This window comes from Ruegeria sp. AD11(2025), from assembly GCF_056542405.1.
Map to the genome: position 1 here is coordinate 1 of NZ_JBQFZU010000030.1, position 12,682 is coordinate 12,682.

The window sequence follows — 12,682 nt, forward strand, 5'->3', positions numbered from 1 at the left end:
TGTAAGCCAGAAAAGATCAGACATGTTCACCGCTCGTTTTCGAACCGTGAATCACGCCGCTATACGGAAATCAATGGGTCCTGAGCCTAGGCGTGGGTTTCGATTTAATTGACGAGTTTGGCGAAGCAATACTCGAAATGACGATTGCTGATATAATAACCTCTGAGACCTACGCCCTACATCAAGGCGCTATGCAGAGGTTTGTCGGTTCGTTGAAAGCTCAATCTGATGCACTGTCAAACACCATTCCATTTCTGGAATCGAACAAGGCACATGAAGTTCGCCAACATCCATCTGTTTCAGCGTCGCAGGGGTTGTCTATTCTGGTGATGGACCTTGTAGTTAGTCCGGCTGCAAGCACAACACTCAATACAGATGGATGCAGCGTACTGATTGATTTGATCGCCGGAGAACAGTCTATTCGTGAAAAAAACTGGATCGGAGCCGGTGGGGCAGATGGACGAAAAACCAGCGCGTATCTGCGGATTAAAACAGATAGGCTCGACGGTCGAGAAAGATTGGATGGGACGGGTGTTGAGGTTCTTGCAGACGATCGCGTAGTGGTCAGGGTCTTACTTCCGGGGGGCAAGCCTTGCGAAAGTAATCCCGATATAGTCAGGGAGCTTTTCGACCAGATATACCAAAACGACTTCAGTTCATTCGGTTTTGATTAGGTGAAGTTCAACCTAGCTGGGGATTGCCGATAAACCCTATAGACACCCACCCCCAACCCTGTTACACGCTCCCAATCTTGCGGCCTCGGATTCGTTCCGGGGCCTCTGATATTTGTAATCGGGGACCTTCGGGGCCCTTCACCTCGGGCACCTACGGGGGCCTATCACATAGCAGGGAAACCCCCTGCACTTGCTAAACGGAAGACAGAAAGCATGGCACTCAAGTCGTACAAGCCGACGACGCCGGGCCAGCGCGGGCTGGTGCTGATCGACCGTTCGGAGCTTTGGAAAGGACGTCCGGTCAAGTCTCTCACTGAGGGTTTGACCAAATCGGGCGGCCGGAACAACACCGGACGGATCACTTCACGCCGCCGCGGCGGTGGCGCAAAGCGTCTCTACCGGATCGTTGACTTCAAACGGAACAAATTTGATGTCGCGGCAACCGTCGAGCGGATCGAATATGACCCGAACCGGACCGCATTCATCGCACTGGTAAAATACGAAGACGGCGAGCAGGCATATATCCTGGCTCCGCAGCGTCTGGCTGTTGGTGACAAAGTCATCGCGTCGGCAAAAGCTGACATCAAGCCGGGCAACGCAATGCCGTTCTCGGGCATGCCCATTGGTACCATCGTCCACAACATCGAGATGAAGCCTGGTAAAGGCGGTCAGATTGCACGTGCGGCCGGTACTTACGCTCAGTTCGTTGGCCGCGATGGCGGCTACGCTCAGATACGTCTGAGCTCGGGCGAGCTGCGCATGGTCCGTCAGGAATGCATGGCCACCGTTGGTGCCGTGTCCAACCCCGACAACTCGAACCAAAACCTCGGTAAAGCCGGTCGTATGCGCCACAAGGGCGTGCGTCCTTCGGTTCGTGGTGTTGCAATGAACCCGATCGATCACCCGCACGGTGGTGGTGAAGGTCGTACCTCGGGTGGCCGTACGCCGGTTACGCCGTGGGGTAAGGACACCAAGGGTAAGCGTACCCGCAACAAGAACAAAGCGTCCCAGAAGCTGATCATCCGCTCGCGGCACGCCAAGAAGAAGGGACGTTAATCCATGTCTCGCTCTGTTTGGAAGGGTCCTTTCGTCGATGCTTACGTGCTGAAAAAAGCCGAAGCAGCGCGCGAGTCGGGCCGCAACGAAGTCATCAAAATCTGGTCGCGTCGTTCCACCATTCTGCCCCAGTTCGTGGGTCTGACCTTTGGTGTGTACAACGGCCAGAAGCACATTCCCGTCAACGTCTCGGAAGACATGATCGGTCAGAAGTTCGGTGAATACTCGCCGACCCGTACCTATTATGGCCACGCCGCAGACAAAAAAGCGAAGCGGAAGTAAGTCATGGGCAAGGAAAAGAACCCCCGCCGCGTGGCTGAAAACGAAGCAATGGCGAAAACCCGCATGCTTCGCACCAGCCCGCAGAAACTGAACCTGGTTGCGCAAATGATCCGCGGCAAGAAAGTCGAGAAGGCTCTGACCGACCTGACTTTCTCGAACAAGCGTGTCGCGCAGGACGTCAAGAAGTGCCTGCAGTCCGCAATCGCGAATGCCGAAAACAACCACAACCTGGACGTTGACGAGCTGATCGTCGCCGAAGCATGGGTTGGCAAGAACCTGGTCATGAAGCGCGGTCGTCCGCGTGCCCGTGGCCGTTTCGGCAAGATCATGAAGCCGTTCTCGGAGATCACCATCAAGGTGCGTCAAGTTGAGGAGCAAGCCTAATGGGTCATAAAGTAAATCCGATCGGCATGCGCCTGCAGGTCAACCGCACCTGGGACAGCCGCTGGTACGCCGACACCAAGGACTACGGTGATCTTCTGCTGGAAGACCTCAAGATCCGTGAGTTCATCAACAAAGAGTGCAAGCAGGCCGGTGTTGCCCGTGTGATCATCGAACGTCCGCACAAGAAGTGCCGCGTTACGATCCACACAGCACGTCCCGGTGTCATCATCGGCAAGAAAGGTGCAGACATCGAAGTTCTGCGCAAAAAGCTTGCGCGGATGACCGACAGCGAACTGCACCTGAACATCGTCGAAGTGCGCAAGCCCGAGCTTGACGCGCAGCTGGTTGCCGAGTCCATCGCTCAGCAGCTGGAGCGCCGCGTCTCGTTCCGCCGCGCGATGAAGCGGTCGGTTCAGAACGCCATGCGCATGGGCGCCCTGGGTATCCGGGTGAACGTCGCTGGTCGTCTGGGCGGCGCCGAAATCGCACGGACCGAGTGGTACCGCGAAGGCCGCGTGCCTCTGCACACTCTGCGTGCCGACATCGATTACGCACATGCCGAAGCGATGACCCCCTACGGGATCATCGGGATCAAGGTCTGGATCTTCAAAGGTGAGATCATGGAGCACGATCCGCAGGCACGTGACCGTAAAGCACAGGAACTCCAGGACGGCCCTGCACCTCGTGGTGCTGGTGGCGGTCGTCGCTAAGGAGGGAAAGATATGCTTCAACCAAAGCGTACTAAATTCCGCAAGATGCACAAAGGCCGGATCAAGGGCGAAGCCAAGGGCGGCTCTGATCTGAACTTTGGCACCTACGGCCTGAAAGCTCTTGAGCCTGAGCGTGTAACCGCACGCCAGATCGAAGCTGCACGTCGTGCCATGACGCGTCACATGAAGCGTCAGGGTCGTGTCTGGATCCGCATCTTCCCCGACACTCCGGTCACTGCAAAGCCGATCGAAGTTCGTATGGGTAAAGGTAAAGGTTCGGTCGACCGCTGGGCATGCAAGGTCAAGCCTGGCCGCGTGATGTTCGAGATCGACGGCGTCAATGACGACATCGCCCGCGAGGCCCTGCGCCTGGCTGCGATGAAGCTGCCGATCAAGACCCGCGTCGTGGTTCGCGAAGACTGGTAAGCGATTGGGGGTGACCCCGATCGTGACAAAATTGGCCCCCGCCGGGACACCGGCGGGGGCTTTCATTTGGCTCGACCCATTTTTGACTTTGTTGGGCGGGTTGGGAAAACGTCGACCATTGTGCAAAGCCACCATAGACTGACCTCCAAGTAACGGAGGGTACCATGGTTCAGTTGCGCAAAAAGATGGTCATCAAGGAAGTCATAACCACGGATCAATTGGGCCAACCCTGTGACCCGATCAGTCGTGTTGCGATCATGGCAGTCGTTCGGAATCCTCTTGCAGGAGCGTTTTCAGAGGATTTGTCCGAGTTGTTCGAGATCGGTGGTTCTCTGGGCGCGGAACTTGCCGCTGAGGGGGTGGCACAGCTGGACGGTGCGCCGGTTTCTTATGGCAAAGCCGCGATCGTCGGCGTGAACGGCGACCTTGAGCAAGGTGGGGCGCTTATCCATCCAAAGCTTGGTGCTCCTATGCGAGAAGCGGCTGGCGGGGGCGAGGCTGTGATCCCATCGAATGCCAAACTGGGGGCGCCGGGCTGTGCGATTGACTTGCCGCTTGGGCACAAGGACAACCCGTGGTCTTTCGACCATTTCGACACAATGACGCTGAGCATTCCCGATGCACCGAAACCAGATGAGATCGTGCTGTGCCTCGCCTATGCTGACGGTGGTCGACCGATACCGCGATGTGGCAAAGGGCCTATCAAGACGTAAGCCGCCAACATTGGCTGGTCATGTCGAAAGGGCTGGGTTATGCCCGGCCCATGGCACAGATTGAATCACTCTTCGTAACCCGACTTTATCGCGCAGCTTTGTCCGAGTTCGATCCCAAGATCGACGCGGAAGAGTTGGAAAGCTCCTGTCTTGTCATCGCCGAGGATGACGAAGCCGGGCAGGAATGGTGCGAGGAAAACGGCTATCCCGGCTACACCAGCTATGCCTCGCTGACCGATCTGCCCTGGCGCTTTCCGATCTTCGCCGATCTGGTCAAGGTGCTCGACCAGCACGTGGCGGCCTTTGCCAAAGATCTGGAGTTCGATCTGGGTGAGGGTGAATTGAAACTGGAGGACCTATGGATCAACATCCTGCCCGAGGGCGGCATGCATTCCAGCCACCTGCACCCGCACAGCGTGATCTCGGGTACGACGTATGTGGCGATGCCTGAAGGGGCGAGCGCGCTGAAACTGGAAGACCCCCGCTCGGGCCGTATGATGGCGGCCCCAACGCGTATCAAGGGCGGGCGGCGCGATTTGCAGCCCTTTATCTATATGAAGCCTCAGGTCGGCGACGTGCTGCTGTGGGAAAGCTGGCTACGCCACGAGGTGCCGATGAACATGGCCGAGGAAGAGCGGATATCGGTCAGTTTCAACTATCGGTGGGACTGAACGCTCCCACCGAATACTGGCATCTTGAATGCCGGCGAACACCGTTGGCACACCGCCCAGAATGAACGAAAACCCTGTCAGGTGGCAGGTGAAGGCCAAGCAAATTCTGGACGGAACGCTTCATATACCGGTCGTCCGTCATCAGGCTTGGGGTACCCTTTGCTTTCATCGTAAAACGCGTGGTAGGTCGCTGCCGGAAACTGGCTGTCATCATACCCCATCACGTTGGGTACAGCCACGCGTATGCGTTTTTGCTTGTCATCCAGCATCAGCGCGGCCCCACACTCTGAACATGTGCAAAGCTCTAAAGGGCCATCGGGATTGTTGGCGTTGAATGGTTGACGGTTCATCTTATCTTCGGGGTCTGCTGACAGGTCTGAGTAGTTAAAGAACGCAACATGGGTTGTGTGCTGTCCGGTCACGGACTTACAGACATCACAGTGGCATTCATGGTTGTCTATCGGTTCTGCCGTCGCGACTATCTTGACGTGTTCACATCCTCCTGAATAAGGGCTGGTCATTTTCTTACCTCCTCTGTGAGCTTCAGGCTTTTGGGCCTGCTCTATTGGGCGCCGAACGCGGCCCGTTGGCAATACAGACCTTGGCCTGAGTTTGGATGAGGAATACTTCGCGGAAGCTTTGTGATTGGCCACCCGTTCAGCGACCGGGAGCATCTAATTCCCTTGCCATCAAGAAGACGTCAAACTTTCCCTTGCCCCCCACTCCCTAAACCCTTATACGGCGGCATCCTGCAAGTCCCCCGGCTGAGTCGGGGGATTCGCATGTCTATCATTCATCCACCAGGTCAAAGGTGACCCGTGTACGGGGCCTTCTGGTGTTTTGAGCAAAGGAAAAAGGCGATGAACGCCCAAGAACTGCGTGACAAGACCCCGGACCAGCTCCGCGAGGAACTGGCCAACCTGAAGAAAGAAAGCTTTAACCTGCGCTTTCAACAGGCAACCGGTCAGCTGGAAAACACTGCCGGCATCAAGGCGGCCCGCCGCAATGCTGCCCGCGTCAAAACCATTCTGAACGAAAAGGCCGCTGCTGCGGCATCCGAGGAGTAATCAGATGCCCAAGCGTATCCTGTCCGGAATCGTAACCAGCGACGCCAACGAGCAGACCGTGACTGTTTCGGTTGAACGCCGTTTCAAGCACCCGCTGCTGCACAAAACCGTTCGTAAGTCCAAGAAATACCGGGCTCATGACGAAAAGAACGCCTTCAAAGTCGGTGACACCGTACGCATCATCGAATGCGCGCCGAAATCGAAGACGAAACGTTGGGAAGTTCTGGAAGCGTAAGCTTCCAGGATTTTTCCATTTGTCGAAACCCTGGGGGATCTAACGAGACCAGCCCCCACAGGTCGGGAGAAACCACATGATCCAGATGCAGACCAATCTGGATGTCGCTGACAACTCCGGCGCTCGCCGAGTTCAGTGCATCAAGGTCCTGGGTGGTTCCAAGCGTAAATACGCCTCCGTCGGCGACATCATTGTCGTCTCGGTGAAGGAAGCCATCCCACGCGGCCGCGTAAAGAAAGGTGACGTTCGCAAGGCCGTCGTCGTACGCACCGCGAAAGAAGTCCGTCGCGAAGACGGCACTGCGATTCGTTTCGATCGCAATGCCGCCGTCATCCTGAACAACAACAACGAGCCCGTAGGTACCCGTATCTTTGGCCCCGTTGTTCGCGAACTGCGCGGCAAGAACTTCATGAAAATCATCTCGCTGGCTCCGGAGGTGCTGTAATCATGGCTGCTAAACTCCGCAAAGGCGACAAGGTCGTTGTGCTGGCCGGCAAGGACAAGGGCAAAGAGGGAACGATTACCTCGGTTGACCCGAAAGCCGGTAAAGCCGTTGTCGACGGCATCAACATCGCCATCCGCCACACCCGCCAGACCCAGAACAGCCAAGGCGGCCGTTTGCCCCAGGCAAACCCGATCGAGCTGTCGAACCTGGCTCTGCTGGACAAGAACGGCAAAGCAACCCGCGTTGGCTTCCGCATGGAAGGTGACAAGAAGGTGCGTTTCGCCAAGACCACAGGGGACGTGATCGATGCTTGATAACGCAACCTATACCCCGCGTCTGAAAGCTCAGTACGCTGAAACCATCCGCGCCGCTCTGAAAGAAGAGTTCGGCTACAAGAACGACATGCAGCTGCCCAAGCTGGAAAAAATCGTTCTGAACATCGGTTGTGGTGCTGAGGCCGTCAAAGATTCCAAGAAAGCCAAAGCGGCTGTTGAGGATCTGACTGCGATTGCCGGTCAACAGGCCGTTGCAACCAAGGCGAAAAAGTCGATCGCGGGTTTCCGCGTCCGTGAAGACATGCCGCTGGGCGCGAAAGTGACCCTGCGCGGTGACCGGATGTATGAATTCCTGGATCGTCTGATCACCATCGCGATGCCGCGTGTTCGTGACTTCCGCGGTGTTAAGCCGTCTTTCGATGGTCAGGGCAACTTTGCCATGGGCATGAAAGAGCACATCGTGTTTCCGGAAATCGACTTCGACAAGGTCGACGAGGTCTGGGGCATGGACATCGTAATTGCCACCACAGCGAAAACCGACGCTGAAGCAAAGGCACTGTTGAAAGCTTTCAACATGCCGTTCAACGCGTAAGCGCCGGGAGGATTGAGACATGGCTAAAAAAGCAATGATCGAACGCGAGAAGAAGCGCGAACGCCTGGTGGCCAAATATGCCGCAAAGCGTGCCGAGCTGAAAGAAATCGCGAATGACGAGAGCAAGCCGATGGAAGAGCGCTTCAAGGCGCGTCTGAAACTGGCGAAACTGCCGCGCAACAGCTCGGCTACTCGTTTGCACAACCGCTGTCAGCTGACCGGTCGTCCTCACGCTTACTACCGTAAGCTGAAGGTCAGCCGTATCGCGCTGCGCGAGCTGGGTTCTGCTGGTCAGATCCCCGGCATGGTGAAATCGAGCTGGTAAGGGAGACATAGATATGAATGATCCTATCGGCGATATGCTCACCCGTATCCGCAACGCGCAAATGCGCGGCAAGTCCACTGTTTCCACCCCGGCTTCCAAGCTGCGCGGTTGGGTTCTGGACGTGCTGGCGGACGAAGGTTACATCCGTGGCTACGAAGCGACGACTGGTGAAAACGGTCATCCGGCCATCGAAATCAGCCTGAAATATTACGAAGGCACTCCTGTTATTCGCGAACTGAAGCGGGTCTCGAAACCCGGTCGTCGCGTGTACATGGGCGTCAATGACATCCCGCAGGTCCGTCAGGGTCTGGGTGTGTCGATTGTCAGCACTCCGAAAGGTGTGATGTCGGATGCAAACGCTCGCTCCAACAATGTTGGCGGCGAAGTGCTCTGCACCGTCTTCTAAGGAGGTCTGCAATGTCTCGTATTGGTAAAAAACCGGTCGAGCTGCCCAGCGGCGTTTCCGCCTCTGTGTCGGGTCAGACCATCGAAGTCAAAGGTCCGAAAGGCACCCGCAGCTTCACCGCAACCGATGACGTAACTCTGTCGGTCGAAGACAACGTGGTCAAAATTGATCCGCGTGGTACGTCCAAGCGTGCACGTCAGCAGTGGGGCATGAGCCGCACCATGGTTGCCAACCTGGTGACCGGTGTGACCGAAGGCTTCAAGAAAGAGCTGGAAATCCAGGGTGTGGGTTACCGCGCTCAGATGCAGGGCAACACCCTGAAGCTGAACCTGGGCTACAGCCACGATGTTGATTTCACTGCTCCGGAAGGTGTCACCATCACCGCGCCGAAGCAGACCGAGATCGTTGTGGAAGGTATCGACCAGCAGCAGGTGGGCGAAGTCGCGGCCAAAATCCGCGAATGGCGCCGTCCCGAGCCGTACAAAGGCAAGGGCATCCGCTACAAGGGCGAGTTCATCTTCCGCAAGGAAGGCAAGAAGAAGTAAGGACGCAAACCATGGCAAACAGCAAAAGAACCCTGTTTCTGAAGCGCCGCCTGCGCGTTCGGAACAAACTTCGCAAAGTCAACGCCGGCCGTGTACGCCTGTCGGTTCACCGTTCGAACAAGAACATCAGCGTTCAGCTGATAGACGACGTTCGTGGCGTGACCCTGGCCTCGGCCTCGACCCTGGAAAAAGATCTGGGTGTTGTTGGCAAGAACAACGTCGAAGCGGCCACCAAAGTGGGTGCGGCCATCGCCGAGCGTGCCAAGAAGGCAGGCGTCGAAGAGGCCTATTTCGATCGTGGTGGCTTCCTGTTCCACGGCAAGGTGAAGGCTCTGGCCGACGCTGCGCGTGAAGGTGGTCTGAAGATCTAAGACCTGCGGGCGGGTTACGATCCGCCCCGATGATCCGGGGGCCTCGACGCCAGTCGGGGCTCACTTGGATTGAACAAATCGGCGCCGCAAGCGCCTCTAGAGAAAAGGGATGCCAAGATGGCAGAACGTGAAAACCGTCGGGGCCGTGGCCGCGACCGTGAAGAAGCACCGGAATTTGCAGATCGTCTGGTCGCAATCAACCGCGTGTCGAAAACCGTAAAAGGTGGTAAGCGCTTTGGCTTCGCCGCTCTGGTGGTTGTCGGCGATCAGAAAGGCCGCGTGGGCTTTGGCAAAGGTAAAGCGAAAGAAGTACCTGAAGCCATCCGTAAGGCGACTGAGCAAGCCAAGCGTCAGATGATCCGCGTGCAACTGCGCGAAGGTCGGACCCTGCACCACGACATCGAAGGCCGTCACGGCGCCGGTAAAGTGGTTATGCGCACCGCGCCTGAAGGTACCGGTATCATCGCCGGTGGTCCGATGCGTGCCGTGTTCGAAATGCTGGGCGTCAAGGACGTTGTGTCCAAGTCGCTGGGCTCGCAGAACCCGTACAACATGATCCGCGCCACCATCAACGGCCTGCAGAAAGAGCAGAGCCCGCGTTCGGTTGCACAGCGTCGTGGCAAAAAGGTTGCTGACATCCTGCCCAAGCGGGACGAAGCGCCAGCTGCTGCTGAAGCAGAAGCATAAGGAGAGCGAGCAATGGCAAAAACCATCGTCGTCAAGCAGGTCGGTTCCCCGATCCGCCGTCCCGCCGAACAGCGCGCAACCCTGATCGGTCTGGGCCTGAACAAGATGCACAAAACCCGTGAGCTGGAGGATACTCCTTCGGTTCGCGGCATGATCAACAAGATCCCGCATCTGGTAGAGATCGTCGAAGAGCGCGGCTAAGCGCACTTCCATCGAGCAAAGAAACGCCTCCGACCCGTTCGGGGGCGTTTTTTGTTGCCATTTGAACAGGCAGGGGTAACTTCAATCGTGTTTTTTTGAATGGATGATGAGTATGAAACTGTTTCTTGCTGCGATTTGCGTCACTGCAATTGGTGCGACCGCTTACGCCGAATGCCCGGCCAAATCGCCGAATTTTTCGAAAAGCTACTATTCCAATGGCGACCAGAAAGTGAATGCGACCTGGCTGCAAAAGAATCTTTCCGGGCGAAAGGTTGTATATCCCGGGAAAGAATTTGAGACCTACTCTGCCAATGGGTCCTACTCCTACACGGCCAACGGGAAAGCATGGAAGGCGAGTTCCTACAGGTTCTACGACAACGGGGTACGGTGCATCGGCTATGACAAGCCCCGGTTTGATCTGTATGTCGTGAACAACGGCAAACTGGTTCTGGTGAACCAGCAAAAGCAACGTTACGTGGGTGAAATCCGGAAGTAGGTTTTCCAAGGCCGGGCAGTATCAGCTTGTTCGGTCCTGCAGATCCTACCCATGCATTGTTTGCAATGCGGCTAGACCGAAACTTCGGTTGTTAGCGGTATCCGGTGCGCCTATCTGAACGCTGTCCCAAACAGGAACAGAACAGAAATCATCGGGGAATACGCCCCGATCAGTAAAGGAACTCAGATATGGCTTACACAGCAACAACCTCTCATGGCGGCATCAACATCTTCGCACGCCTCGCAGAGTTCGCCGCAAAGGTAAAAGCAGCATACACTCTGCGCGCCGAGTACAACCGGACCTATTCGGAATTGCAGGGTTTGACCGACCGCGAACTGAACGACATCGGCGTGCGTCGTTGCGATATAAAGGATATCGCGCATGATCACGTCTACTGCGCATAAATTTCAAAAGCACAGCACTTACCGAGGGGCGCCGTTTGGCGCCTCTTTTGGTTTCAGGGTCCATCCCGCCACAGGCTGGAAATTTTTGGGCGGCAAGCATTGCGACGGCGCCCCTATTGGGCCACATGCGGATTGGGCGGCCGTTTGAAGCCGGTGGAGTTTTGGAAAGACATATTTATGGCGCGCGAATACCAGATCGGAATGCTGTGGGTCGATGGACCGTTGAGCTTTCTTGAGCAGTTGTGCATCAAATCCTATCTGGATGCCGGGCAACATGTGCGTCTGTATACCTATGGGACCGTGGCAGGTATTCCAGAAGGCGTGGAACAGCGGGATGCACGTGAAGTTTTGCCCGATTCCGAGTTCGTGACACATGGCAGAACCGGAAGCCCTGCGCCGCATTCGGACAAGTTCCGGTATCGCATGCTGGCGCAAGAGAGTGACCTGATCTGGGCGGATACGGACGCCTATTGCCTTAGGCCATTCACAACGGAAAACGGCCACTACTACGGCTATCTCGAAGGCGATGTGGCCATCGGCGTGCTTGCCCTGCCGCAGGACAGCGAAACGCTGGCCAAGCTGATCGAATTCACCAACGACCCGTACCTTATTCCGACCTGGCTGCCGCCTCGTCATCGCATACCGCTGGAAGAGGCGCAGCAGAATGGCGAGCCCGTGAACGTGCCTGAAACGCTTTGGGGTGTCTGGGGGCCGAGTGCATTCACATGGGCGTTGAAGCTAACGGGTGAGATCAGATACGCACTGCCCGAGCATGTGTTCTACCCGCTCAATTACACGCGCCGCCGGGCCCTGGCCCGACCGGGGGCCCAAATAGACCATTTCTTCAAGGACGATACGGTTTCCATCCACCTGTATGGTCGGCGGATGCGGGCGATCATGCGGGACAAGTATGACGGCAAACCCGATCCTGACAGTTTGGTCGGAAGGCTTGTAGAGAAACATGGCATCGATCCGCTTGCAGCGCCAATTATCAAACAGGATGAGGATGAAGCCGAGGCACCGCAGGCCGACTGATCTTGCAGCGAACCACGGGCTTGCCAAGCGGGGGTTAGGGGCCTATACGCCTCCGGTGGGTTTCCGCCCATGAGAATCAAAACCAAGAAATGCCGTGTTTGGCCCATCACGCTTCGGGGGTCACATCCGGCTTAGGAGAAGCGAAATGAAACTGAACGAACTGCGCGACAATCCCGGCGCCAACCCGAAACGCACCCGCGTTGGCCGTGGCCCCGGTTCTGGCAAAGGTAAAATGGGTGGCCGTGGTATCAAAGGCCAGAAATCCCGTTCGGGTGTGGCCATCAATGGCTACGAAGGCGGCCAGATGCCGCTGTACCAGCGTCTGCCCAAGCGTGGCTTCAACAAGCCGAACCGCAAGGAATTCGCAGTTATCAACCTGGGCCTGATCCAGAAATTCGTCGAGGCCGGCAAGCTGGACGCCAAAGACGCGATCACCGAGGACGCTCTGGTTGCGTCGGGTCTGGTGCGTCGCAAGCTGGACGGTATCCGCGTTCTGGCTAAAGGCGAAATCAGCGCCAAAGTGAACCTGGAAGTAACCGGTGCTTCGAAAGCTGCTGTTGAGGCAGTCGAAAAAGCGGGCGGTTCACTGACGGTCACAAAAGCCGCTGCGGCAGAGTAAGCGCTTGTGAGCGGGCGCAGACCCGCTTACATAGACCTCAGAGTTTTCCAAGACGCCGTCCGA

At 56.7% G+C, this 12,682-nt stretch carries 24 protein-coding genes; 23 read left to right on the forward strand and 1 reads right to left on the reverse strand.

The window, feature by feature from the left end:
* Positions 1-92: 92 nt before the first annotated feature.
* The 8 genes from ACR1XY_RS20295 (at position 93) to ACR1XY_RS20330 (ending at position 4,916) form a co-directional block, all read left to right on the forward strand.
* A complete protein-coding gene (locus ACR1XY_RS20295; RefSeq protein ID WP_480595908.1) occupies positions 93-674 on the forward strand; it encodes a hypothetical protein in 582 nt (193 codons plus the stop codon).
* 213 nt (positions 675-887) lie between these two features.
* Positions 888-1,730, forward strand: coding sequence for a 50S ribosomal protein L2 (gene rplB, locus ACR1XY_RS20300; protein WP_170356688.1), 843 nt, complete (start codon positions 888-890; stop codon positions 1,728-1,730).
* 3 nt (positions 1,731-1,733) lie between these two features.
* Positions 1,734-2,012 (forward strand): 30S ribosomal protein S19, encoded by a 279-nt coding sequence (rpsS, locus tag ACR1XY_RS20305; RefSeq protein ID WP_005980699.1) that lies wholly within the window; start codon positions 1,734-1,736, stop codon positions 2,010-2,012.
* 3 nt (positions 2,013-2,015) lie between these two features.
* Positions 2,016-2,396 carry a 50S ribosomal protein L22 gene (gene rplV, locus ACR1XY_RS20310; protein ID WP_039538267.1) on the forward strand — a complete coding sequence of 127 codons (381 nt, stop codon included), beginning with the start codon at positions 2,016-2,018 and terminating at the stop codon, positions 2,394-2,396.
* Entirely contained in the window at positions 2,396-3,106 is a 711-nt protein-coding gene (gene rpsC, locus ACR1XY_RS20315; protein ID WP_008758042.1) for a 30S ribosomal protein S3, read from the forward strand. The genes rplV and rpsC overlap by 1 nt, the downstream gene beginning before the upstream one ends.
* Positions 3,107-3,118: 12 nt before the next feature.
* Positions 3,119-3,532: a 50S ribosomal protein L16 gene (gene rplP, locus ACR1XY_RS20320; RefSeq protein WP_085823145.1), complete on the forward strand. Its 414-nt coding sequence runs from the start codon at positions 3,119-3,121 to the stop codon at positions 3,530-3,532.
* A 164-nt stretch (positions 3,533-3,696) separates the two neighbouring features.
* Complete coding sequence (locus ACR1XY_RS20325) at positions 3,697-4,245, forward strand: amino acid synthesis family protein (RefSeq protein ID WP_480595910.1); 549 nt, start codon at positions 3,697-3,699, stop codon at positions 4,243-4,245.
* A 50-nt stretch (positions 4,246-4,295) separates the two neighbouring features.
* Entirely contained in the window at positions 4,296-4,916 is a 621-nt protein-coding gene (locus ACR1XY_RS20330) for a 2OG-Fe(II) oxygenase family protein (protein ID WP_480595912.1), read from the forward strand.
* 77 nt (positions 4,917-4,993) lie between these two features.
* On the opposite strand, the gene ACR1XY_RS20335 is transcribed toward ACR1XY_RS20330, so the two are convergent.
* On the reverse strand, positions 4,994-5,437 hold the full coding sequence (locus tag ACR1XY_RS20335) for a GFA family protein (protein WP_480595914.1): 444 nt from the start codon (positions 5,435-5,437) through the stop codon (positions 4,994-4,996).
* A 339-nt stretch (positions 5,438-5,776) separates the two neighbouring features.
* Between ACR1XY_RS20335 and rpmC the strand changes: the two genes are divergently transcribed.
* The 15 genes from rpmC to rplO all read left to right on the forward strand — a co-directional run bounded on the left by rpmC (position 5,777) and on the right by rplO (position 12,619).
* The gene (rpmC, locus tag ACR1XY_RS20340; protein WP_010437082.1) at positions 5,777-5,983 is read left to right on the forward strand and encodes a 50S ribosomal protein L29; all 207 of its coding nucleotides are present in this window, start codon (positions 5,777-5,779) and stop codon (positions 5,981-5,983) included.
* Between the two features lie 4 nt (positions 5,984-5,987).
* On the forward strand, positions 5,988-6,218 hold the full coding sequence (rpsQ, locus tag ACR1XY_RS20345; RefSeq protein WP_039538279.1) for a 30S ribosomal protein S17: 231 nt from the start codon (positions 5,988-5,990) through the stop codon (positions 6,216-6,218).
* 76 nt (positions 6,219-6,294) lie between these two features.
* Positions 6,295-6,663: a 50S ribosomal protein L14 gene (gene rplN, locus ACR1XY_RS20350; RefSeq protein WP_008757934.1), complete on the forward strand. Its 369-nt coding sequence runs from the start codon at positions 6,295-6,297 to the stop codon at positions 6,661-6,663.
* Between the two features lie 2 nt (positions 6,664-6,665).
* Entirely contained in the window at positions 6,666-6,977 is a 312-nt protein-coding gene (rplX, locus tag ACR1XY_RS20355; protein WP_170440482.1) for a 50S ribosomal protein L24, read from the forward strand.
* Complete coding sequence (gene rplE / locus ACR1XY_RS20360; RefSeq protein WP_170334098.1) at positions 6,970-7,530, forward strand: 50S ribosomal protein L5; 561 nt, start codon at positions 6,970-6,972, stop codon at positions 7,528-7,530. Before rplX ends, rplE begins: the two co-directional genes overlap by 8 nt.
* A gap of 19 nt (positions 7,531-7,549) precedes the next feature.
* The gene (gene rpsN / locus ACR1XY_RS20365; RefSeq protein ID WP_010437098.1) at positions 7,550-7,855 is read left to right on the forward strand and encodes a 30S ribosomal protein S14; all 306 of its coding nucleotides are present in this window, start codon (positions 7,550-7,552) and stop codon (positions 7,853-7,855) included.
* A gap of 13 nt (positions 7,856-7,868) precedes the next feature.
* Positions 7,869-8,261 carry a 30S ribosomal protein S8 gene (gene rpsH / locus ACR1XY_RS20370; protein ID WP_010437099.1) on the forward strand — a complete coding sequence of 131 codons (393 nt, stop codon included), beginning with the start codon at positions 7,869-7,871 and terminating at the stop codon, positions 8,259-8,261.
* Positions 8,262-8,272: 11 nt separating this feature from the next.
* On the forward strand, positions 8,273-8,806 hold the full coding sequence (rplF, locus tag ACR1XY_RS20375) for a 50S ribosomal protein L6 (protein WP_170328770.1): 534 nt from the start codon (positions 8,273-8,275) through the stop codon (positions 8,804-8,806).
* Between the two features lie 11 nt (positions 8,807-8,817).
* Positions 8,818-9,177, forward strand: coding sequence for a 50S ribosomal protein L18 (gene rplR, locus ACR1XY_RS20380; RefSeq protein WP_170663171.1), 360 nt, complete (start codon positions 8,818-8,820; stop codon positions 9,175-9,177).
* A gap of 117 nt (positions 9,178-9,294) precedes the next feature.
* On the forward strand, positions 9,295-9,864 hold the full coding sequence (gene rpsE / locus ACR1XY_RS20385) for a 30S ribosomal protein S5 (RefSeq protein WP_170419378.1): 570 nt from the start codon (positions 9,295-9,297) through the stop codon (positions 9,862-9,864).
* Between the two features lie 12 nt (positions 9,865-9,876).
* Positions 9,877-10,065: a 50S ribosomal protein L30 gene (rpmD, locus tag ACR1XY_RS20390; RefSeq protein WP_058283504.1), complete on the forward strand. Its 189-nt coding sequence runs from the start codon at positions 9,877-9,879 to the stop codon at positions 10,063-10,065.
* Between the two features lie 112 nt (positions 10,066-10,177).
* On the forward strand, positions 10,178-10,561 hold the full coding sequence (locus ACR1XY_RS20395) for a hypothetical protein (RefSeq protein ID WP_480595918.1): 384 nt from the start codon (positions 10,178-10,180) through the stop codon (positions 10,559-10,561).
* Positions 10,562-10,749: 188 nt separating this feature from the next.
* Positions 10,750-10,965 carry a DUF1127 domain-containing protein gene (locus tag ACR1XY_RS20400; protein WP_480595920.1) on the forward strand — a complete coding sequence of 72 codons (216 nt, stop codon included), beginning with the start codon at positions 10,750-10,752 and terminating at the stop codon, positions 10,963-10,965.
* A 177-nt stretch (positions 10,966-11,142) separates the two neighbouring features.
* On the forward strand, positions 11,143-12,000 hold the full coding sequence (locus tag ACR1XY_RS20405; protein WP_480595922.1) for a hypothetical protein: 858 nt from the start codon (positions 11,143-11,145) through the stop codon (positions 11,998-12,000).
* Positions 12,001-12,145: 145 nt separating this feature from the next.
* Positions 12,146-12,619 carry a 50S ribosomal protein L15 gene (rplO, locus tag ACR1XY_RS20410; protein ID WP_480595924.1) on the forward strand — a complete coding sequence of 158 codons (474 nt, stop codon included), beginning with the start codon at positions 12,146-12,148 and terminating at the stop codon, positions 12,617-12,619.
* The last annotated feature ends 63 nt before the right edge of the window (positions 12,620-12,682 follow it).

Bases quoted from the DNA above. Each gene is read 5' to 3' on its own strand.
- rplV (WP_039538267.1), top strand. From the start codon at position 2,016: ATGGGCAAGGAAAAGAACCCCCGCCGCGTGGCTGAAAACGAAGCAATG.
- rplF (WP_170328770.1), top strand. From the start codon at position 8,273: ATGTCTCGTATTGGTAAAAAACCGGTCGAGCTGCCCAGCGGCGTTTCC.
- rpsQ (WP_039538279.1), top strand. From the start codon at position 5,988: ATGCCCAAGCGTATCCTGTCCGGAATCGTAACCAGCGACGCCAACGAG.
- rplE (WP_170334098.1), top strand. From the start codon at position 6,970: ATGCTTGATAACGCAACCTATACCCCGCGTCTGAAAGCTCAGTACGCT.
- rplR (WP_170663171.1), top strand. From the start codon at position 8,818: ATGGCAAACAGCAAAAGAACCCTGTTTCTGAAGCGCCGCCTGCGCGTT.
- rpsC (WP_008758042.1), top strand. From the start codon at position 2,396: ATGGGTCATAAAGTAAATCCGATCGGCATGCGCCTGCAGGTCAACCGC.
- rplB (WP_170356688.1), top strand. From the start codon at position 888: ATGGCACTCAAGTCGTACAAGCCGACGACGCCGGGCCAGCGCGGGCTG.
- rpsE (WP_170419378.1), top strand. From the start codon at position 9,295: ATGGCAGAACGTGAAAACCGTCGGGGCCGTGGCCGCGACCGTGAAGAA.
- rplO (WP_480595924.1), top strand. From the start codon at position 12,146: ATGAAACTGAACGAACTGCGCGACAATCCCGGCGCCAACCCGAAACGC.
- rplX (WP_170440482.1), top strand. From the start codon at position 6,666: ATGGCTGCTAAACTCCGCAAAGGCGACAAGGTCGTTGTGCTGGCCGGC.
- ACR1XY_RS20405 (WP_480595922.1), top strand. From the start codon at position 11,143: ATGGCGCGCGAATACCAGATCGGAATGCTGTGGGTCGATGGACCGTTG.
- ACR1XY_RS20400 (WP_480595920.1), top strand. From the start codon at position 10,750: ATGGCTTACACAGCAACAACCTCTCATGGCGGCATCAACATCTTCGCA.
- rpsS (WP_005980699.1), top strand. From the start codon at position 1,734: ATGTCTCGCTCTGTTTGGAAGGGTCCTTTCGTCGATGCTTACGTGCTG.
- rpsN (WP_010437098.1), top strand. From the start codon at position 7,550: ATGGCTAAAAAAGCAATGATCGAACGCGAGAAGAAGCGCGAACGCCTG.
- rpmD (WP_058283504.1), top strand. From the start codon at position 9,877: ATGGCAAAAACCATCGTCGTCAAGCAGGTCGGTTCCCCGATCCGCCGT.
- ACR1XY_RS20325 (WP_480595910.1), top strand. From the start codon at position 3,697: ATGGTTCAGTTGCGCAAAAAGATGGTCATCAAGGAAGTCATAACCACG.
- rpsH (WP_010437099.1), top strand. From the start codon at position 7,869: ATGAATGATCCTATCGGCGATATGCTCACCCGTATCCGCAACGCGCAA.
- rplN (WP_008757934.1), top strand. From the start codon at position 6,295: ATGATCCAGATGCAGACCAATCTGGATGTCGCTGACAACTCCGGCGCT.
- rplP (WP_085823145.1), top strand. From the start codon at position 3,119: ATGCTTCAACCAAAGCGTACTAAATTCCGCAAGATGCACAAAGGCCGG.
- rpmC (WP_010437082.1), top strand. From the start codon at position 5,777: ATGAACGCCCAAGAACTGCGTGACAAGACCCCGGACCAGCTCCGCGAG.
- ACR1XY_RS20330 (WP_480595912.1), top strand. From the start codon at position 4,296: ATGGCACAGATTGAATCACTCTTCGTAACCCGACTTTATCGCGCAGCT.
- ACR1XY_RS20335 (WP_480595914.1), bottom strand. From the start codon at position 5,437: ATGACCAGCCCTTATTCAGGAGGATGTGAACACGTCAAGATAGTCGCG.
- ACR1XY_RS20395 (WP_480595918.1), top strand. From the start codon at position 10,178: ATGAAACTGTTTCTTGCTGCGATTTGCGTCACTGCAATTGGTGCGACC.